At 75.2% G+C, this 19,371-nt stretch carries 15 protein-coding genes; 11 read left to right on the top strand and 4 right to left on the bottom strand.

Annotated elements, in window-relative coordinates; genetic code table 11:
* Positions 1–71: 71 nt before the first annotated feature.
* A complete protein-coding gene (locus B086_RS0119000) occupies positions 72–3,635 on the bottom strand; it encodes an AAA family ATPase (protein ID WP_018568015.1) in 3,564 nt (1,187 codons plus the stop codon).
* A gap of 278 nt (positions 3,636–3,913) precedes the next feature.
* On the opposite strand from B086_RS0119000, the gene B086_RS0118995 reads away from it, so the two are divergent.
* The 3 genes from B086_RS0118995 to B086_RS0118985 all read left to right on the top strand — a co-directional run bounded on the left by B086_RS0118995 (position 3,914) and on the right by B086_RS0118985 (position 7,628).
* Complete coding sequence (locus tag B086_RS0118995; protein WP_018568014.1) at positions 3,914–4,582, top strand: response regulator transcription factor; 669 nt, start codon at positions 3,914–3,916, stop codon at positions 4,580–4,582.
* Positions 4,583–4,794: 212 nt separating this feature from the next.
* Positions 4,795–5,478: a DUF4255 domain-containing protein gene (locus B086_RS0118990; RefSeq protein WP_018568013.1), complete on the top strand. Its 684-nt coding sequence runs from the start codon at positions 4,795–4,797 to the stop codon at positions 5,476–5,478.
* Entirely contained in the window at positions 5,475–7,628 is a 2,154-nt protein-coding gene (locus tag B086_RS0118985) for an ATP-binding protein (RefSeq protein WP_018568012.1), read from the top strand. Before B086_RS0118990 ends, B086_RS0118985 begins: the two co-directional genes overlap by 4 nt.
* Positions 7,629–7,697: 69 nt before the next feature.
* Here the strand turns inward: B086_RS0118985 and B086_RS0118980 are convergent, their stop codons facing one another.
* The gene (locus B086_RS0118980; protein ID WP_018568011.1) at positions 7,698–9,128 is read right to left on the bottom strand and encodes an RICIN domain-containing protein; all 1,431 of its coding nucleotides are present in this window, start codon (positions 9,126–9,128) and stop codon (positions 7,698–7,700) included.
* Between the two features lie 8 nt (positions 9,129–9,136).
* Complete coding sequence (locus tag B086_RS43675) at positions 9,137–9,364, bottom strand: hypothetical protein (protein ID WP_018568010.1); 228 nt, start codon at positions 9,362–9,364, stop codon at positions 9,137–9,139.
* Between the two features lie 250 nt (positions 9,365–9,614).
* Here B086_RS43675 and B086_RS0118970 point away from each other — a divergent pair, with 250 nt between their 5' ends.
* The 4 genes from B086_RS0118970 to B086_RS45025 all read left to right on the top strand — a co-directional run bounded on the left by B086_RS0118970 (position 9,615) and on the right by B086_RS45025 (position 12,413).
* Positions 9,615–11,228 carry a phage tail sheath family protein gene (locus B086_RS0118970; RefSeq protein ID WP_018568009.1) on the top strand — a complete coding sequence of 538 codons (1,614 nt, stop codon included), beginning with the start codon at positions 9,615–9,617 and terminating at the stop codon, positions 11,226–11,228.
* Positions 11,229–11,293: 65 nt separating this feature from the next.
* A complete protein-coding gene (locus tag B086_RS0118965; RefSeq protein WP_018568008.1) occupies positions 11,294–11,737 on the top strand; it encodes a phage tail protein in 444 nt (147 codons plus the stop codon).
* Positions 11,737–12,258: a hypothetical protein gene (locus B086_RS0118960; protein ID WP_018568007.1), complete on the top strand. Its 522-nt coding sequence runs from the start codon at positions 11,737–11,739 to the stop codon at positions 12,256–12,258. The genes B086_RS0118965 and B086_RS0118960 overlap by 1 nt, the downstream gene beginning before the upstream one ends.
* Positions 12,255–12,413: a DUF6760 family protein gene (locus B086_RS45025; protein ID WP_018568006.1), complete on the top strand. Its 159-nt coding sequence runs from the start codon at positions 12,255–12,257 to the stop codon at positions 12,411–12,413. The genes B086_RS0118960 and B086_RS45025 overlap by 4 nt, the downstream gene beginning before the upstream one ends.
* 2,297 nt (positions 12,414–14,710) lie before the next feature.
* On the opposite strand, the gene B086_RS44135 is transcribed toward B086_RS45025, so the two are convergent.
* Positions 14,711–15,013 carry a hypothetical protein gene (locus tag B086_RS44135; protein WP_158690401.1) on the bottom strand — a complete coding sequence of 101 codons (303 nt, stop codon included), beginning with the start codon at positions 15,011–15,013 and terminating at the stop codon, positions 14,711–14,713.
* A 685-nt stretch (positions 15,014–15,698) separates the two neighbouring features.
* On the opposite strand from B086_RS44135, the gene B086_RS45505 reads away from it, so the two are divergent.
* The 4 genes from B086_RS45505 (at position 15,699) to B086_RS0118925 (ending at position 19,309) form a co-directional block, all read left to right on the top strand.
* Positions 15,699–16,157: a hypothetical protein gene (locus B086_RS45505; protein WP_018568004.1), complete on the top strand. Its 459-nt coding sequence runs from the start codon at positions 15,699–15,701 to the stop codon at positions 16,155–16,157.
* Between the two features lie 78 nt (positions 16,158–16,235).
* Positions 16,236–16,658, top strand: coding sequence for a phage tail protein (locus tag B086_RS0118935; protein WP_018568003.1), 423 nt, complete (start codon positions 16,236–16,238; stop codon positions 16,656–16,658).
* A gap of 24 nt (positions 16,659–16,682) precedes the next feature.
* Positions 16,683–17,405, top strand: a complete 723-nt coding sequence (locus B086_RS0118930; RefSeq protein ID WP_018568002.1) for a tail protein X — start codon at positions 16,683–16,685, stop codon at positions 17,403–17,405.
* Positions 17,405–19,309 carry a VgrG-related protein gene (locus B086_RS0118925; protein WP_018568001.1) on the top strand — a complete coding sequence of 635 codons (1,905 nt, stop codon included), beginning with the start codon at positions 17,405–17,407 and terminating at the stop codon, positions 19,307–19,309. The genes B086_RS0118930 and B086_RS0118925 overlap by 1 nt, the downstream gene beginning before the upstream one ends.
* Positions 19,310–19,371 lie beyond the last annotated feature (62 nt).

Raw genomic sequence — 19,371 nt, 5'->3', positions numbered from 1 at the left:
TCGCGCACAGCCCGGACGCGGCTTGCGGGACGTCCGTCCCCGGGCCGCGGCGCGGGACCGCGGCCCGGGGGTCACTCCCCCGCCATCGCCTCCCGCAGCTGGCCGCGCCGCCTGATGCCCAGCTTCTTGTAGGTGCTGGTCAGATGGGTCTCCACGGTGCGCCGGGCCAGATGCAGCAGGGCCGCGATCTCCGTGTTCGTCCGTCCGTCGGCGGCCAGTTGGGCGATGCGGCGCTCGCTGCCGGTGAGCGAACCGGAGCCGGTGCGGGCCCCGGCGGTGCGGCGCGCGCCGCCCGCGCGCAGCGCCTGCTCGGTGAGCGTCCACAGCCGGGGCGCGCCCAGGCGTTCGGCGCGTTCGGCGGCCTCGCGCAGACAGGCGCGGGCGCGGACGAGTTCCCCGGCGGCGGTGAGCTGCCGCCCCTGGGCGAGGAGCGCGGAGACCAGTTCCGGCGCGGCCCCGGGCGGCGCCTGCCGCAGCAGATGTACGGCCTCCTCGGCCAGCTCCAGGCCCCGGCGCCCGCCGGTGACCGCGCCCAGCACCCGCAGCGACCGGCCGATCGTGCGCGGGGTGCCCCAGACGCGGGCCAACCGCAGTTCCTCCTCAGCCAGTTCGAGCGCCTCCAGCGGGCTGCCGAGGGCCAGCCTGCACTCGGCGGCGGCCGAGCGCCACGGGGTGACGACGGGGCTGATCACCTCGCGGGCCGACTGGCGGCGGCCGCACTCCAGGAAGTCGTGCAGCGCCCCGGCGGTGTCCCCGGCGGCGGCGCGCTGCACGCCCCGGGCGTACAGGAACCGGTTCAGCTCCCAGGAGCCGGGCACGGTCCGCAGGTCGAAGCCGTCCGCCAGGCGGCGTGCCTCGGCCGTGCGGCCCTGCTCGACCAGGGCGAGCAGGATGTGCGCGTGGATGTTGCCGGGCCCGGTGACATGCACGCCGGGCGGCTCGGCCGGGAGCCGCCCGTGGGTGCCGCGCGCCGCCGCGACGTCGGCGCGGGTGTTGAGCAGCGCCTCGTGCATGGGATGCAGCAGTCCGGGCCGCTGCCCGGCCAGGCCGCGGTCCACCAGCCGGTCCGCCTCGTCGAGTTCGTCGGCCCACTGGGCGACCGCGGCGGTCGTGCCCAGCAGGAACGGCTCGGTCAGCGGATCGGCGGGCTCGGCCAGCAGTTCGCGCACCCGCCGCATGGCGTCGGCGGCCGAGGTGCGTCCGGCGGTGGCCGCGTGCCGCACGAACAGCGCCCGTACGACGGTGCCGACCGGCTCGGACGAGCGCTCGGCGGTGTCGCGCAGCAGCCGGTACACCTCGCGGCGGACCGTCTGGTCCCGGTCGGACAGCAGCGCGGAGGCGCTGTGCAGGGCGGCCACCAGCTCCGGCCGGTCCGGGAGCTGCCCGACCGCCGTGCACAGCACCTCCACGGCGGCCCGGGGACGGCCGCTCCCGGCGAGCGCGGTGCCCAGGGCGACGGCGGCGCGCACCCGGTCCTGCGGGCCGCCCGGCAGGCCGAACGCCTCGGTGAGCCGGGGGATCCCGGCGGCCGACTCGTGCGCGGCGCACTCCAGGGAGCCCAGCTCGGTCAGCAGCCGCTGCCGGCGCGCGCCGGGCAGCGGCTCGTCCAGGGCCCGGCGCAGGTACGCCATGGCGTCCTGCGGCCGGCCCTCGCGCAGCGCCAGCGACGCCGCGTCCTGGAGCACGCCCGCCGTCCAGGAGGCGCCGACCGGCCCGGCCAGGAGCAGATGCCGGGCCACCGTCTCGGCGGACGCGCCGCGGTGCAGCATCGCCTGGGCCGCCGCCAGGTGCGTGGCCCGCCGCCGGGACTCGGGCACGCCGGTGAGCACCGCGTCCCGCAGCAGGGGGTGGGCGTAGCGGGGCCGCCCGCCGGGGCCGGTGCGCAGCAGTCCGAGGCCGGTCATGGCGGTGAGCCAGCCCGTCACCCGGACCGGGTCGGCGCCGGACAGTTCGGCGAGCAGCACGGCCGGGCCGTCGGCGGCCCGCGGTCCGGGCACCGCGGCGGGCCGGACGCCGGGTGCGTCGGCGGCCCCCGGGCCCCGCCGGTCCGCGCCGCCCGCCGCCCCCGGGCGACTCCAGCCGTCGTCGAGGACGGCGAGGATGCGCGCCACCTCGGCGGTGCCGGACCCGGCGCTGTCCAGCCACCACGAGACGGCCGCCTGGTAGGCGCCCGGGTAGAGCGCCGCCGCCGTCTCGGGCACGATCGGGTGCCGTGCCGGGTCGCCGAGGTCGTCCAGGAGGGCGCGCAGCAGCAGCGGGCTGCCCGCGCCCGCCCGTACGCAGTTCTCGGCCCAGGTGCGGGTGGCCGCCGGGAACCTGGCACGCACCAGCGCACCCGCCGCCCCCGGGGTGAGCGGGGCGAGGGTGTGGGTGCGGGTCAGCGCGGGCGAGAGGGTGTGCGTGAAGCCCGGCCGGGGTGTGTCGACGTCGTACTGGCTGCGTTCGGTGACGGCCAGCAGGACCGGCAGGGCTAACCGGTCCAGGTGCCGGGCGGTCTCCACCAGCCAGCGGTGGGAGTGGCCGTCCGCGAGGTGGACGTCGTCCACGGCGATCAGCACCGGCGACCGGGCGGCGTACGCGTGCAGGGCGCGGCGCAGCAGTTCGGCCGGCTCGCGCTCGTCCCCGGCCGCGCCGGAGCCGCCGGGCGCCCCCGGTTCGCCGGGACCGCCGAGTCCGGGTACGGGGCCCAGGAGCTGGAGCGCGGTGGCGTACGGAACGGTGCCGTCCCCGGGGGCGCAGCGGGCGCGCAGCACCCGCATGCCGTGCGCGGCCGCGTCCCGGGCGGCGGCCTCCAGGACGGTGGTGCGGCCGGTGCCGGTGGCGCCGCGCAGCAGCACCAGGCCGCCCACGCCGGACCGGGCCCGCTCGGCGCCGTCGGCCAGCAGCGCGGCGGCCTCCCGGTGCTCCGGCGGCAGTTCGCACCCCGGCCGGACGGGCTGATCGGGGAAGACGTGCCCCGAGGGCCGGACGGCCGGGCCGCCGACGGGCCGGTCGGCCGGGTGCCCGGAGGGCGCGGCGCACGGGTGCTCCCCGCCCCGGTCGCCGCCCCGGTCCCCGGTGCGGGCGGCGGGAGACCGCTCGGCCCCGCGGCCGGAGGAGACCCGGCCGGGCACCCGCGCCGAGAGCAGCGCGAACAGGTGCTCCGCCGACTGCGCCGCCACCCGGTCGGCGGGCCGTCCCGGCGCGGGACCGGAGGCCGGATCGGACGCGGGCCCGGCAGGGCGGCCCGAGGCACGGCCAAAGACGGGACCCGACGCATCGTCAGCCGCCCGGTACCGCACGTCGTCACCGGACGTCTGCTCGGGTACGCGGTCGACGGCGCGGCCGGGCGACGGGGCCGGGGACCGGCCGGGCAGCTCCGTGAGGGGACGGCCGGGCAGCTCGGCCGGGGGGTGGCCGGGCAGATTTCCCAGGGGCTGTTCGGGCAGATGCGCGGGGGGCTGTTCGGGCAGCCGGGCGGCCGGACGGTCAGCGGCCCGCGCGGCCGTCCGGTCGGCCGGAGCCGCGCCGCCGCCACCGGTCGCGGGGTCCGCCGGAAGGCCGGCGGGGCGGTCGCGCTCCACGAGGTGATCGGTCGGGCGTGCGCGCAGCCGGCCGCACGGACGGTCCCGCCCCGGTCCCGGCACCCCTGCCATCCCTGTCATTCCTGCCTCCTCGCTCGGACATGACGACCTCCGCACACGAGGACGGTCCCCAGGGGCCCTCGGTGACGTGACAAGTCCCACCAAGGCCGTCCGGCGGGCCGACGGAACCGGACGGACGGTCACCCTCGTGGTGTACATAAGGCTGTTCTCGTGGTCCGGCTCGTGGTGCTCCACGATTGCGCGGGGCACTCCCCCGGCAGGAGTGTGAACAGCACACGCCCGCCACCGCCCCCACAGAGGTGACGGGCCCGTGCACATAGGGGAAACCGTTGCTCAGCTCATCGCGGACCACGCGCCCCGGCTCGGCCGGTACCGCAGACCGCATCCCGGTCGCCGTGCACGCCACGGACCCGATCCTGCGCGAGGGGGTGCTGAGCCAGCTGCGCCGGTTCCCCGAGGTCGAGTTGCGGGACGAGGCCGGTTCGGGTCCCGGCACGGTGGCGCTGCTCGTGGACGACATGCTCGACGAGGCCGCGCTGACCCGGCTGCGCCGGGTGGTGCGCAGCGAGGGCGCGCGGGCGGTGCTCGTCGTCAGCACGCTGCGCGAGGCCGAACTGCTCGATGTGATCGAGTGCGGGGTGGGCGCCATCGTCTGGCGCCACGAGGCCGGTGCGCACCGCCTGGTGCAGGCCGTGCTGGCCGCCGCCCGCGGCGAGGGCGACCTGCCCGCCGATCTGCTCGGCCGGCTCATCGACCAGGTGGGCACCTTGCACCGCAACGCGGCCGGCCGGCCGGGTGCGCCCGGCTCCGGGCTCACACCGCGCGAGGTCGACGTACTGCGTCTGGTCGCCGAGGGGCTCGACACCGGGGAGATCGCCGGCAAGTTGTCCTACTCCGAACGGACCGTCAAGAACGTCATCCACGGGCTGACCACCCGGTTGCATCTGCGCAATCGCGCGCATGCCGTGGCCCATGCCCTGCGGGAAGGCTACATCTGACCGAACAGGCATCCCGGACCGGCCCCCGGGGCAGCGCGCTCTGCCCCGGCCCCGGCCCCGGCACGCCTGCGCCGCGGCCCGGGGCGCAGGGCAGGATCGGACCCCGGCGGCCGCCGGGCGGGCCGGACCGGACAACGGCCTCCCGGGCGGGACCCGGGCACGGGTCACGCGCGACCGAGCACGAGCGAGCACGGCAGGGCAGGAGCACGACGGTGATCCACGAGGTGGACGAGGTCCTCAAATCCCTGCTCGGAGGCGGCGCGCTGGCCGGTTCCGGCATCGACGTGGTGCTCGACGCGCCCACCCGGGACTGGGCCGCCCGGCGCAACGCGCCCACGATCAACGCGTATCTGTACGACATCCGGGAGGACGTGAACCGCCGTCAGCGCGGCCATGTCCCCGTGTACGACGAGAGGGACGTGGTCGTCAAACGGCGTCAGCCGCCGCGCTGGTTCCGGCTGTCGTACCTGGTGACCGCGTGGACCCGGCAGCCGCAGGACGAACACCGGCTGCTGTCCGCGGCGCTGGCCACCCTGATCCCGCGCGAGGTGCTCGCGCCCGGCGAACTCCCCGGCGCGCTGGGCGCCCTGGGCATGTCCGTCCCCGTGTCGGTGGCCGGCACCCAGACCGAGTCCCGCTCGCTGGCCGAGATCTGGTCCGCGCTCGGCGGTGAGCTCAAGCCGTCCCTGGACGTGGTGATCACCGCGCCGTTCCCCGCGTACCCCGAGTACGACGCCGGGCCGCCGGTCACCGAGGGCGCCGCGGTCCGTGTCCGCACCCTGGACGACACCCCGACCGGGCCCGAGGAACGCGCCCACCGGCCGCGCCAGGTCGCCGCCGTCCGTGACGCGCGCCGGGCCGCCCGGCGCGGCCGCGGGACGGGCGGCGCGCTGTGACCGTGACGGACCCGGCGGACACGCTCACGGCGGTGGCTCCCGCCGACGCGCTCCTCACCCGGCTGGCCGCGCTGCGCGACCGGGTCGCCCTGCTGGTGGGCCGGCGCTCCGCCGACGACCCCACGGCCGACGACCCGCTGCGCGGCCTGTACCTGTCGCAGGACGCGGTACGGCACCTGCTGCACCCGGCCCCTCCGGCGCCGGAGCCCGCGGACACCCACGGCGACGGCTCCGCCCCGGCGCTCACGGACGGCGGCCCGGACAGCCCCCACAGCCCGGAGGTCCCCGGCGGCCCCGGCGGCTGGGACGGCCCCCGGGACCGGAACGACCGGCTGGCCCGGCTGGCCGCGCGGCTCGGGCTCGGCGAGCTGGACACCGCGCTGCTCCTCGTCGCCCTCGCCCCCGACCTGGACCGCTCCTTCGAACCGCTCTACGGCTACCTCAACGACGACGTCAGCCGCCGCCGCGCCACCGTCGCGCTCGCCCTCGACCTGTGCGGTGTCCCCGTCCACTCGGCGTCCGCGCGGGCCCGGCTGCACCCCGGGGCCCCGCTGTCCGCGCTCGGCCTGCTCACCGTGGAGGAGCCCGAACGCCCCTTCCTCAGCCGGTCGTTGCGCGTCCCGGACCGGCTGGTGTCCCATCTCCTGGGCGACGACACCCCGGACGCCGCGCTCGCCGGCCAGTTGCGCGCGCTGCCCCCGGCGGCACCGGCCGCCGCCGACGGGGACGACCGGGACGGCAACTCCGAAGAGGGCAGCGAGGGCCGTGAGGGCACGGAGTTCACCGGCTTCGCCCGGCGGCTGGCCGCCCGGCTGAGCGCCGGAGCGCCGCCCACCGTGTATCTGCGCGAGGGCCGCGAGGGCGAGGCGCTCACCTGCGCCGCCACCGCCCTGCACACGGCGGGCCTGGCCGCCCTGCACTTCGCCGGGCCCGAGGACCTGGTGCCCGCCCTGCTGCGCGAGGCCCGGCTCAGCGGCTCCGCGGTCGTGGTCTCCGCGCTGCCCGAGCACCCCGCCCACCTGGTACGGGAACTGACCTCGGCCGCCGACGTACCCGTACTGATCACCGGCGCCCAGCCCTACGACCCACACTGGTCGGAGCACGGCGCCGCCGACCCGCTCGTCCTGGACGTGCCCGGACACCGGGCCGGGGCGGTGCGCGCCTGGGCGGCGGCGCTGGGCGAGGAGCCGGGCTTCGACCTGGCCGCGACCGTGGCGCCGTACCACCTGGCGGCCGACCGGATCGCCCGCGCGGCCCGCGCGGCGAAGGCCCTCGCCGTCTTCGACGGTACGCCGCTGACCGCAGCGCATCTGCGGGTCGCCGCGCGCCGCCAGTCGGCGTCCGGTCTGGAGCGGCACGCCCGCCGGATCCGGCCCGCCGTCGACTGGACCGACCTGGTGCTGCCCGAGCGCCCGCTGACCCAGCTGCACGAACTGGCCCTGCGCGCCCGGCACCGCGACCGGGTCCTCGGGGACTGGCGGCTCAGCGCGGGCGGCGGGCGCGGGCGGGGCGTGCTCGGTCTGTTCGCGGGCGAGTCCGGCACCGGCAAGACGCTCTCGGCCGAGGTGGTCGCCGCCGAACTGGGCCTGGACCTCTATGTCGTGCAGTTGTCCTCGGTGGTCGACAAGTTCGTCGGCGAGACGGAGAAGAACCTGGAGCGGATCTTCGCCGAGGCCGACCGCACCGACGCGGTGCTGCTCTTCGACGAGGCCGACGCGGTGTTCGGCAAGCGGTCCGAGGTGAAGGACTCGCACGACCGGTACGCCAACATGGAGAGCGCCTATCTGCTCCAGCGGCTGGAGTCCTTCGACGGGATCGCCCTGCTCACCACGAACCTGCGCGCCAACATCGACGAGGCGTTCACCCGCCGCCTGGACCTGGTCGTCGACTTCCCGTTCCCCGACCCGCGCCAGCGTCTGGCCCTGTGGCGGCACAGCCTGTCCCACGTGCCGTGCGCCGAGGGCGTCGAACTCGACCGGGTGGCGGGCGACTTCGAGCTGGCGGGCGGCTCGATCCGCAGCGCGGTGGTGACCGCCGCCTATCTCGCCGCCGGCCGGGACGGCCAGGTCACCTCGGCCGACGTGCTGGAGGGCGCCCGCCGCGAGTACCGCAAGGCGGGCCGGCTGCTGCCGGACGAGGGCTCCTGGTAGCTCCGCACACGGGGAAGGGGGGTGGACCCGCGGGTCCACCCCCCTTCCCCGTGTGCGGCTGCCTCTTCGTCACTCGCCGTCCGGCTTCTGCGGCTTGATCAGCCACAGGTGGTCGTCGGTCAGGGAGCAGCGGAAGATCGAGAGCGGGGTGTCGTCGCCGCCGTCACCGCTGCCGAACACGTCGAGACACATGTTCTCGCTGGCGAAGTTGCGGATCCAGTAGGCCCCGTTGTCCTGCTTGTCCAGCCAGAACAGCTGGTTGTCGGACGTGGTGCCGTCGCAGGTGTACTCCATCATCGGGGACCGCTCCTCGGCGGGCCCGTAACCGGTCAGGTCCATGCAGAACCTGTCCTTGACGTTGCGGATCTGGTAGAGGGGCACACCGCCGGGACCGCCCTTGGGGTACCGCATCTCGAAGTCCCACAGCTGGTTGTCGTTCGAGGTCCCGTCGCAGCTGTACTCGCGCACCGGGCCGGCCGACTCGCCCTTGTCGTAGCCGGGGATGTCCGCGCACTTCTTCGTCGTGATGTTGTACAGCAGGACGTTCTTGAGGACCGGGCCCTTCGGCTTCTTCTTCTGCGGCGCGCCGCCGCCACCGCCGCTGTCGCCGCCCTTGGCGCCACCGGTCTCCTGGGGCTGCGTCGGCTGCTGCGGCACCGAGGGCTGCGGGGGCGGCGGCGCGGGCGACAGGGCCGGGGCCGTCGACGGGCTGGGCGCCAGGGTGGTGCCCGCCTCGGCGACCTTCTCCGTGGCCCCGCTGCGCACCGCCGGCTTGTAGGCGATCCAGAGCATCACGAAGGTGACGCTCAGCGCGAGCAGCACCCCGAAGAAGGTGGCGAGCCAGCGGGGCAGGAAGCCGCGCTGGAGGTAGGTGCCCTCCACGGGCACCGGCGTCGCCCCGGACCGCTGCACGGCCAGGGTGTAGGGCCGCCGCTCCTTGGGCCCGAACCAGATGATCTTCCGCGGCTTGAGGGTGGCCTTGACGAACGCGGCCCGGCCCGGCTCGATCTGCACATTGCTCGGGTGCAGGTCGTAGGAGAGCTGGTCGCCGGTGTCGCTGCCGCTGACGGAGGCGGTGACCTTGGTGTTGCCGAGGTTGTCGACGGCGAGGCGGGGGCGGCCGCGGAAGCGGCCCTTGACGGTGGCCGGGACCAGTTCGGCCCGCACCTCCGTGAAGGGCGTGATGGTCAGATTGCCCTCGGGGACGGTGACCGCCTCGGGGTGCTCGGTGGGCGTGATGCGCACCGCGTACGGGTTCGGTCCCGCGGTGGCGTCGGGGGTGCGGGGCGGCGAGAAGGTCAGCTCCACCGTGCCCGTCGTGCCCGGGTAGAGCCGGAGCGTCTGCGGCTCCACGACCGTCCAGGGCGAGAGGTCGCCGACGGGCTCGAAGCGGTACTCGTCGACGACGTCACCGGTGTTGCGCAGCCGCAGCCGCACGCGTGTGCTGCCACCCGGGTCGACGGTCGCGGAGGCGGGTTCCAGAGAGGTCCAAAGGCTCATCTGTCAGGTCACTGCTCCGGGATCTCGGTGGCGTGGTACTCGACGAGGGCGCCGTCGGCGGACGGCACGGCTGCCGGTCTGCGGAAGGCCCGGTGGTCCGGTGGTCCGGTGACCCGGTGGGTTCCGGATTCCGTGTTCCGGGAGAGGCGGTCCCGGCGGTCCGCCCCGCCGTCGTGTCCTGCCGTACGTCCCGCGCCCGTACGGCACATGCCGTACTCGCGCGTCCCGTACGTCACGCACGCGCACCGCGCGCTCCCCTCCGCCGTCGGCGGACACCAGCGTCGCCCGCGCGCGCGGGAGGCCGGAAGGGACATGGGGGCAGTCGCGCGGGCAGCGGGCCGGGCCGTGCGGGCACGCGGGGAAGCCGGGCTGCCCGTCGGGGCAACCGGGGTGCCCGCGAAGAGGTACCCCAGGACGTTTCGGCCGCCGCGCTTCGCGCGTGAGGCTGGATCCCGTTCCTGTCTCGTACCCCGAGGAGAGCAGAGCATGCCGTCCTACCTGTCGCCCGGCGTCTACGTCGAGGAGGTGGCCAGCGGTTCCCGTCCGATCGAAGGGGTGGGCACCTCGGTGGCGGCCTTCGTGGGCCTCGCGCCGGCCGGGCCGCTGAACGAGCCGACCCTGGTGACCAACTGGAGTCAGTACGTCGCGTCCTTCGGCGAGTTCACCGACGGGTACTACCTCGCCCACTCGGTCTACGGGTTCTTCCAGAACGGCGGCACCGCCGCCTATGTCGTGCGGGTCGGCGGTTCCGCCGAGGACGCCTCCGGCGGTGCCGTGGCCCGCAACGGCGCGGTGCCCGCCGCGGTGAGCGGTTCCGCCGCTCCGGCCGCGCTGACCGCCGGTGAGCCGCGCCAGCTCGGCACGTTCACCGTGACCGCTCTCGCCTCCGGCGGCAAGGGCGGCCTGAGCGTCGAGGTCGCCGACCCCGAGGGCGAGGGCCCCGCCGAGCGCTTCCGGCTCGTCGTCAAGGACGGCGACAAGGCCGTGGAGACCTTCGACGTGACCGCCAAGAAGGGCGGCCGCAACTACGTGGTCACCCAGGTGAAGGAGCGCTCCAAGCTCATCACCGTGGCCGAGGCCGCGCCGGCCGCGCAGCTGGTCCGCCCGGAGAACCAGACGGTGGCCCTCCCGGCCCCGCCGGCCGCTCCGGCTCCCGTCGTGCCCGAGGCCCAGGAGGCCGTCGCGCCCCACCCGGGCCCGGCCCAGTACCTCGGCGACTCGGCCGACCGCACCGGCTTCGGCGGCCTGGAGGCGGTCGACGAGATCTCCATGGTCGCGGTGCCCGACCTGATGGCCGCCTACCAGCGCGGCGCGATCGACCTGGAGGCCGTCAAGGCGGTCCAGCTCGGTCTGATCGCGCACTGCGAGCTGATGGGCGACCGCGTCGCCGTCATCGACCCGCCGCCCGGCCTGAATGCCCGTCAGATCCGGGTGTGGCGCCAGGAGACGGCCGGTTACGACTCCAAGTACGCGGCCCTGTACTACCCGTGGATCAAGACGTTCGACCCGGCCAGCGGCCAGACCCGGCTGATCCCGCCGAGCGGCCACGTCTCCGGTGTCTGGGCCCGCAACGACTCCGAGCGCGGTGTGCACAAGGCGCCCGCCAACGAGGTCGTGCGCGGTGCGGTGGACCTGGAGACCCAGATCACCCGCGGTGAGCAGGACCTGCTCAACCCGATCGGCGTCAACTGCATCCGCGCGTTCCCCGGCCGGGGCATCCGCGTCTGGGGTGCCCGCACCCTCTCCTCCGACCCGGCGTGGCGCTACCTCAACATCCGCAGGTACTTCAACTACCTGGAGGAGTCCATCCTCATCGGCACCCAGTGGGTGGTGTTCGAACCGAACGACCACGCCCTGTGGGCCCGGATCCGGCGGAACATCTCGGCGTTCCTGGTCAACGAGTGGCGCAACGGCGCCCTGTTCGGCCAGCGCCCCGAGGAGGCCTACTACGTCAAGTGTGACGAGGAGACCAACCCTCCGGAGTCGGTGGACATCGGCCGCGTCATCTGCGAGATCGGCATCGCGCCGGTCAAGCCCGCCGAGTTCGTGATCTTCCGGCTGGCCCAGTTCTCCAGCGGCAGCGGGGAGCTGGAGGAGTAGGACGCGGCACCGCCCGCGCCCCGCCGCCAGCCCGTCTTCCACACCCTTCCAAGGACAGCGAACACATGAGTCTCCAGCCGGGTGACGCCCTCACCTCACATAATTTCGGCCTCCAGATCGACGGCGTCATGGTCGAGTACCTGGCCGAGGTCAGCGGCCTGAGCATCGAGCAGGACGTCATCACCTACCAGCAGAACACCCCCAACGGCCAGAACGTGGTCAAGAACCTGCCGGGTGTGAAGAAGAACGGCACCTGCACGGTCATCCGCGGTATGACCCAGTCGGCCTCGTTCACCCAGTGGATCAACGAGTCCATCAACGGCCAGATGACCACGGCACGCAAGAACGCCTCGATCATCATGATGGACTTCCAGAACAACCCGGTGAAGCGCTACCACCTGCGCAACGCCTGGTGCAGCAAGATCGACGCGAGCACGGTCAAGGCGGGCGAGGCCGCCGCGCTGACCGAGACCGTGACGATCGCGTTCGAAGAACTGGTCATCGAATAATGCGGCGTACGGCCGGCCGGACCGGCGGTGCCGTCGCGTGGGCCGGCCAGGACGCGGCGGAGCCCGCGCCGGAACCGGCGGACCGGCAGCCGCCGGACCAGCAGCCCGCCCCGCAGCAGTCCGCGCCCCAGCAGCCCCTGCTCCAGGAGCCGCTGCGCACCGAGTTCCCCTTCCAGCTGCCCCGCGGGTACGTCGACGAGTCGGGCACCGTCCACCGCGACGGTGTGATGCGGCTGTCGACGGCCCGGGACGAACTCGTCCCGCTGCGGGACGTGCGCGTGCAGGAGAACCCGGCGTATCTGTCGGTGGTGCTGCTGGGCCGGGTCATCACCCGGCTCGGCACGCTGCCGCTGGTGCACGACGGGATCGTGGAGAACATGTTCGCCTCGGACCTGGCGTTCCTCCAGGACTTCTACCGGCAGATCAACGCCGAGGGCCACACCAGGGCGGGCGTGCGGTGCCCGCACTGCTCGGAGCCCTTCGAGGTGGAACTCGGCGGGAGCCGCCTGGGGGAATCGTGACGTACGCGACCGACCGGCTTCAGGAGGAGATCGCGTACGTGGCCTACCACTTCCACTGGAGCCTGGAGGAGATCCTGGATCTGGAACACCACGACCGCCGCCGGTACACGGAGGCCATCGCGTCCCTGGTGACGCGGGCCGGAGCGGAGGGCTGACACGTGGGATTCCTGGACCGCCTCGACCGGCGGGACCGGCTGCGCGGCCGGCGTTCCGCCGCGGACGGCGACGGCGCGGGCAAGGGCGTGCCGAGCGTCACCGCCGCGGCGGACACGGCGGCGCAGGCGGCACCGTCCGCGCCACCGCCGGACGACAAGGCCCCGGCCGCGCCGGACGCGCGGCCGGCGGTGGCGCCCTCCTGGATCGGACTGCCTGCGATCCAGCGAGCCCTTGGCCCGAACCCGGGCGGCGTGGCCGACTCCGGGTTCGGCGGGCGGCTGCCCACCTGGCAGAACCCGTCGTTCACGGCGACGGTGTCCCACGCCGTCCTGGACGGCCGCACCAGCGCCGTCCTCGGCGGCGGCCCGGCGGCGCACCCGGTCCCGGCCTCTCCGGTGACCGGCCTGGAACGCCCCGCGCCCGCCCTGCCGTCCGCCTCCGCCCCGGGTTCGTCACCCGTGGCGCAGCGGGCGCCCGCGGTACCGCTGCGGTTCCTTCCGCCGCGTACGCCGGGCGGGCTGCGCGGGCCGGGCAGACCGGGTGGGCCCGGTACGACCGGTACGACCGGTGCGTCCGTCGCTTCGCCGGTCGTGGCCGGTGGTGCGGTGCGTACGGCGGCCGGTTCGCCCGCGCGCGCCACGCCGGGGGGCGTGGCGCGCGGCGGGTCCATGACGGGCGGTGCGGGGCGGTCGGCGGGGGTGCCCGTCGCTGCCTCGCCTTCTCCTTCTTCGTCTGCGTCTGCGTCTTCTCCGTCGTCCGCGGCCGGTGCTTCGGTCGTCTCGCCGGTCGTGCCGCCGGTGAGTGCTCCGGGCGCTGCTCCGGGCGGCAACTCGGCCGGTACACCGGCCGGTTCCCCGCCGGGGGCGCCCGGCACGTCTCCCCGTACGGCTTCGGCCGTCCGGGGCGCTCCTGTGCCGGGGCGACCCGGCAGCTCCGCTTCCCCCTCGGCCGGGGCCTCCGCGCCGGGGGGCTCCGCTGCGTCCGCCTCCGGCCCGGCTTCTTCCGCCGCCGTGCCCGCGCCCGCGACTCCCGCCGCCCCGGCGCCCGCTGTGCAGCGGGCTGGTCCTGGCCGACGGCGGCGGCGCGGCGCGGGGTCCGGTCCGGCCGCCGCGAAGACACCGACGGCTTCCGCCGCTTCTGCTGCTGCCTCCGGCTCCGCTTCCGCTTCCGCGTCCTCCGGTACGTCCCGGGTGCCGTCGGCCGACGGTGCTACGGCGGTGCGGCGGGCGGGCGACGAGGGACGACCGGCGGCCACCGACCCGGCCGAGGCCGCAGCCTCGGTTCCGGCATCCGCACCCGCCGCCGCCCCCGTGCCCGTGGTGTCCCCGCAGCCCCCGTCCTCCGGACCCGCCACGGCGCCGCCTCCCCTGCCCGTCTCCGGTCCCCGGCTGCGTCCCGTCTCCTCGAACGCACCGGCCGGGCCGGGATCGCTGACCCGGGCGCAGCGGAGCGGCCCTGCGGTCCAGCGGCGCTCGCTCCCCGTCGCCCGGCAGGACACCGCCCCTTCGGGCAGCGGCGCCCCCGAGGCCCGGAGGGCGCCCGCCGGGAACGGTTCGCCGGTGTCCGCCCCGAACCCGACCGCACCCGCCGCAGCGCCGAGCCAGCACGGCGACACGGCACCGGCTGCCGTGCGGCGTTCCGTGTCCTCGTCCTCCCCCGGCGGTACGTCCTCCAGCGCCACCGCCCGTGACACGGCCGGGGCTCCCGCACCGGCGGCCGGACACGCCCCCGTGGTGCAGAAGTCGGCCGCCTCCCCCGCGCTCCCGCCCGTCACCAGCAGCACAGCGGCCTCCGCAGCGGCCCCGGACGGGCCGAGCCGGACAGCGGCGAACGCGGCGCCGAGCAGCGCGAACACCCCGGCCCCGGCCCCGGCCCCGGCCTCGTCGACGGGGGCGGTCCGGACACCGGGCCCGGCTCCGTCCTCGGGCCCCGGTCCGGTCTCGGTCGCGCGCTCGGCCACGGCTCCGGGCCGGACCTCGACGCCTACGCCTACGCCTACACCGACTCCGAGCCCGACTCCGAGCCCGGCACCGGCTCCCGGCCCGGCATCCGCGCCGACTCCGGGTCCGGCAGCGGCTTCTGGTCCCCCTTCCTCTTCCGCTTCACCCTCCGTCACGGGTTCCGCTTCACCCTCCGCCACGGGCCCGCGAGCGGCGTCCGGCCCGGCATCGGGCTCGTCCTCACCCGCACCCCCTGCCCCTGCCCCTGCCCCTGCCCCTGCCCAGCAGTCGGCCACCTCCTCGGCGCCGGCCACCCGCGCGGCCACTCCCCCGCGCCAGGGCGGAACTCAGGGCGTTCAGGGCGCCGTACAGCGCCGGACGTCGCCGTCCCAGAGCGGCCGTACGCCACTGCCGGGCGCCCCCGCGACGACACCCACCGCCCCGCAGCGCCCCGCCACCTCGTCCGCCACCTCGCCCGCCACCTCGCCCGCGACCGCGTCCGCACCGGCGCCCACCCGGGCCGCCGACACCCCTGTGCCGCCCCGGGCGAACGAGACCCGCGCCGCCACCGCACCCACCCGGGACAGCACCCCGCACGCCCCGGCCGCCGACGCCCCCGTACAGCGGACCGCGGCGAGTGCGACGCCACCCGCCGCCACCGGCTCCACGGCCGCCGCACAGCCCACCGCGTCCGTGACCGCCCCGCGCCCTGCGGACGCCTCGGGCGGGAGTGCCCCGGCGCCCGCGCCGGTCGTCCAGCGGCGCGGTGACAACCGTCGTGCGGCCCGCCCGGGTCTGGGCGCGCCCGTGTCCTCACGGTCCGCCGCTCCGCCGAGCCCGCGGCCCCGGACGGACGCTCCGGGAGGTCCCGAGGCAACGGCCCCGGCTCCCCAGGCCCCGGCCGCACCGGCACGGCGTTCGCCCCTCGGCGCGCCCATGAGCGCGCTCCCCACGGACTCCGCGCCCGTCAGCAGCGCCCCGAGCACCCCGCGCGCCCCGCGCACTCCCGCACCGCCCGCGGCCGCCCTTCCCTTCCCGCCCGTACCGCTGCCGACGACGGAATCGCCCCTCCCCGGCTCCGTGCCGCCCTCCGTCCAGCGCAGCGTCCGGCCCCCGGCCCCGGCACCGGCCGCGCCGCCGACACCACCGGCCGCCCTCATGCCCGTAGCCACGCCCGCGCCCGCGGCCCCCGCGAGTGTCCCCACCGACCGCCCCCTCCCGGTGGCACGCCTCGCCTCCCGTCCCTTCCCGCCTCCGGTACCGGCGCCCGGCGCCACACCTCCCGCCCCGGCGTTCGGTCCCGTACCCGCACCGGCACCCGCACCGGCACCGACCCCCGGGCCGATGTCCGCACCGATGCCCACCACCGCGTCCGACCCCGCCCTCGCCCCGCTGCCCGTCGTCCAGCGCTTCTGGAAGAAGCCTTCGAAGGCGTCGAAGCCGTCGAAGCCGTCGGCCCCCGCCAGCTCGGTCACGAGCGGGCATTCCGCCCCGGCGGCGGCCGCCGCCGTCGCGAACACGCTGCCGCACAGGCCGCCGCCGCACCGCGTCGAAGGCCCGCCGCCCCCGTACACGCCCCCGGCCACCACCGCGGCCGCCGCCTCCGCACCGGAACCGGTGTCGCAGTCGGCGCCCCCGGAGTACAGCGGGGTCCCGGCGGGCGCGTTCGACCCGAGGGAGCTGACGGACTTCCAGCTGGACGAGCTGGTGCACCGGATCATCGGCCGGATCACCCGGCTGATCCGCACCGAACTCCGCATGGACCGCGAGCGGATCGGCAGACTCCGCGACCCCCGCCACTGACCGGCGACCGGCGCGTCTCGCGCGGCCACCGGCCGGGACCGTCCGGCACGACAGCAACGAAAGAAAGGCCCACCCTCGATGTCCCGCCAGGACCCGGGCTCCACCATCTGGTTCACCCTCAGCATCGACGGCGAGAGCCTCGGCTACTTCAACGGCTGCGAGGGGCTGTCGTCCCAGGTGGAGGTCGAGCACCGCCAGGAGGGCGGCAACAACGGCTTCGTCTGGCAGCTGCCGACCCGTGTCACGTTCTCCACGATCCGGCTGACCCGTCCGCTCACCTCCGACACCACCAAGGTCGCCAAGTGGATCTCGTCCGTGCAGACGGGGATCAAGCGGCCCACCGCGCACATCGCGGCGCTGCGCGCGGACGGTTCGGTGGTGGCGCGCTGGGGGCTGCTGGAGGTGCTGCCGGTGAGCTGGACCGGTCCGACGCTCGACCCGGCGAGCCCGTCCGTGGCGACGGAGGTCCTGGAGATCGCCCACCACGGATTCACGGACTGAACGGACTGAAGGGCACAGGACGACATGGCCAAAGGCAAGAGCGGCGCGGGCAAGAGCCTGGTGCGGGCCACGCTCGCGATCCACGAGCCCCCCGTGGGTGACAGCACGTCACCCGGTGGCATCATCAAGACGTTCGACTTCGACTTCAACCCCGCGCAACTGTCGCTGACCCGGCGCGCCGAGTGGAAGGCCACCCCCGCGCAGATCGAACGGGACGGCCCGCTCCCGGAGTTCATGGGCGCGCTGCCGCGGGAGATGCATGTGGAGATCTTCCTGGACTCCTCCGACGAGCCGACGAGCAACACGGTGCTGAAGAAGGTGGAGTCACTGCTGGACTGCTGCGAGGTGACCAGCGCCAGCCGGGCCGCGAAGAAGCCGTCGCCGCCGTGGGTGGTGTTCGGCTGGGGGTCGTTCTCGACGGCCCGGTTCGCGGCGTACGTCAGCTCGGTGGAGGCCAACTACACGCTGTTCGGGACGACCGGTGTGCCCATCCGGGCCACCTGCCGGCTGCATCTGCACGAGATCCCGAACGCGACGATGGGGCAGAACCCGACCTCCGGCGCGCTCACCGCGCAGCGCGTGCACCGGGTCGTGGCGGGCGACTCGCTCCAGTCGCTGGCCTGGCGCGAGTACGGCAACGCGTCCGCCTGGCGGGCCATCGCCGAGGCCAACGGCATCGACGACCCGGGCACGCTGCCCAACGGCGTGGAACTCGTGCTGCCCGCCGCCGAGGAGGTGCGTTCCTGATGGTGCGTCCCGCGCTCTCCAGCGTCGTCGACGTCAAGATCGGCGGCGCCAAACTGCCCATCGAGTTCTCCCGTGCCCTGGTGGACTGCTCGGTCGACCAGGGCGTCGGGGTGCCGGCCGCGTTCCGGCTGACCTTCCGCGACCCGTACCGCAAGCTGCTCGGCAAGCTGGGCATCACCTTCGGCACCACGGTGGTGCTGGCGCCGGTCTCCGACGGCAAGGGCGCCGGGGATCCGCTGCTGACCGGCGAGGTCACCGGCCTGGAGGCCGACTACGACGGCACCGGCACCTTCACCGTGATCCGCGGCTACGACCTCGGGCACCGTCTGCTGCGCCAGCGCCGGGTGGCCGCGTACCGCAACCAGAGCGCCTCCGACATCGCCCGCAAACTGGCCGCCCAGGACGGCGTGCCCGTCGGGCGGATCGAGTCGACGCGGACGGTGTACGAGTTCATCAGCCAGTCCAACGTCACCGACTGGGACTTCCTCGCCCGGCTGGCCGACGAGAACGAGATGGTGATGTCGGTCGACGCGGACGGGAAGTTCCAGTTCGCCAAGCCGAAGCCGTCCTCGGGGGCGCCCTCGCCGCACACGGAGGGCGACAAGAGCCCGTTCGTGCTCCAGGCGGGCCACGACATCCTGCGGCTGCGGGCCGCGGTGACCGCCGCCGACCAGGTCGGCAAGGTCGAGTCGCGCGGCTGGGACGTGACGACGAAGAAGAAGCTCACCTCGACCGCGCCCGCGGTCGACAACCCGGGCGTCAGCATCGGCACCACCCCGGGCGCGGCCGCCGGGAAGTTCAAGACGGCCAAGCTGGTCGAGACGGGCACGCCCTACGACAAGCAGAACGAGGTGAAGTTCGCGGCCGACGCGCTGGCCGACGACGTGACCGGGGCGTTCGCCGAGCTGGAGGTCGTCGCGCGCGGAAATCCCAAGCTGCGGCCGGGAGTTCCGGTGGCGCTCTCCGACGTCGGGGTGCCCTTCGAGGGCAAGTACACGGTGACGTCGGTGCGGCACGTCTTCGGCGACGGCAAGCACTACGAGGTGTGGGTGACGGTCAGCGGGCGGCAGTGGCGGTCGCTGTACGGGCTCGCCTCGGGCGGCACGGAGACCGCGCCCCGGCTGCCCGGTGTGGCCAACGCGCTGGTCACCGACGTCAACGACCCGCTGAAGCAGGGCCGGGTGCGGTTGCAGTTCCCGTGGCTCGACGACAGCTATGTCAGCGACTGGACGCGTACGGTGCAGATGGGCGGCCTCGGCGGCGGCGGGGTGTTCCCGATGGACGTCAACGACGAGGTGCTGGTCGCCTTCGACCGGGGCGCGCTGGACCATCCGTTCGTCATCGGCGGGCTCTACAACGGGCGGGACAAGCCGACGACGGTCGGTGACGTGCCGCTGCACGACACCGTGCGCAAGAAGGCCAGCCGGCACACCGTCTCCGACCGGGACGGCAACCGCATGGACCTGCTCAGCCAGAAGACGAGCGGGCGCAAGCAGGGCGTGCGGCTGGTGACCGGCGACAAGCAGCTCACCGTGAACCTGGACCGGACGAACACCGAGATCATCGTGGACAGCAAGGGCTCGGTCAGCATCAAGGGCAGCCGCTCGGTGAGCGTGGAGGCGGGCACCGATCTGAAGCTGAGCGCCCGGCGCAATCTGTCCATCCACAGCGGCGGCACCCTCGACATCCGCGGCGGCGCCGTGGTCGGCATCAAGGCGGCGGGCGTGCTGTCGGTGGACGCGGGCGCCGCCCTGAACATGAAGGCCGCGGCCGCCGTGAACCTGAGCGCGCTCGCCAGTGTGCAGATCAACGCCGTGGCCAACGTGGGCATCCGGGCCGTCACCGTGCCCATCATGGGTGTCCTGACCTCCAACGGCATGCCGGTGATGGTGATTCCGGCGTGAGCGGTGTGAGCGGTGCGGACGGCATGAGCGATACGGACGGCGCGGGCCGTGCGCGGGGAACG

This window comes from Streptomyces sp. PsTaAH-124 (genome assembly GCF_000373685.1).
GTDB classification, from domain to species: Bacteria; Actinomycetota; Actinomycetes; order Streptomycetales; family Streptomycetaceae; genus Streptomyces; species Streptomyces andamanensis.
Note: the sequence above shows the minus strand (reverse complement) of the source record. Positions and strands in the feature narration are given on the sequence as shown.

Coding starts and splice junctions, on each gene's coding strand:
- B086_RS0118960 (WP_018568007.1), top strand. CDS start 11,737: ATGCGGCGTACGGCCGGCCGGACCGGCGGTGCCGTCGCGTGGGCCGGC.
- B086_RS0118970 (WP_018568009.1), top strand. CDS start 9,615: ATGCCGTCCTACCTGTCGCCCGGCGTCTACGTCGAGGAGGTGGCCAGC.
- B086_RS0119000 (WP_018568015.1), bottom strand. CDS start 3,635: ATGGCAGGGGTGCCGGGACCGGGGCGGGACCGTCCGTGCGGCCGGCTG.
- B086_RS0118930 (WP_018568002.1), top strand. CDS start 16,683: ATGGCCAAAGGCAAGAGCGGCGCGGGCAAGAGCCTGGTGCGGGCCACG.
- B086_RS45505 (WP_018568004.1), top strand. CDS start 15,699: ATGTCCGCACCGATGCCCACCACCGCGTCCGACCCCGCCCTCGCCCCG.
- B086_RS0118980 (WP_018568011.1), bottom strand. CDS start 9,128: ATGAGCCTTTGGACCTCTCTGGAACCCGCCTCCGCGACCGTCGACCCG.
- B086_RS0118965 (WP_018568008.1), top strand. CDS start 11,294: ATGAGTCTCCAGCCGGGTGACGCCCTCACCTCACATAATTTCGGCCTC.
- B086_RS0118925 (WP_018568001.1), top strand. CDS start 17,405: ATGGTGCGTCCCGCGCTCTCCAGCGTCGTCGACGTCAAGATCGGCGGC.
- B086_RS0118935 (WP_018568003.1), top strand. CDS start 16,236: ATGTCCCGCCAGGACCCGGGCTCCACCATCTGGTTCACCCTCAGCATC.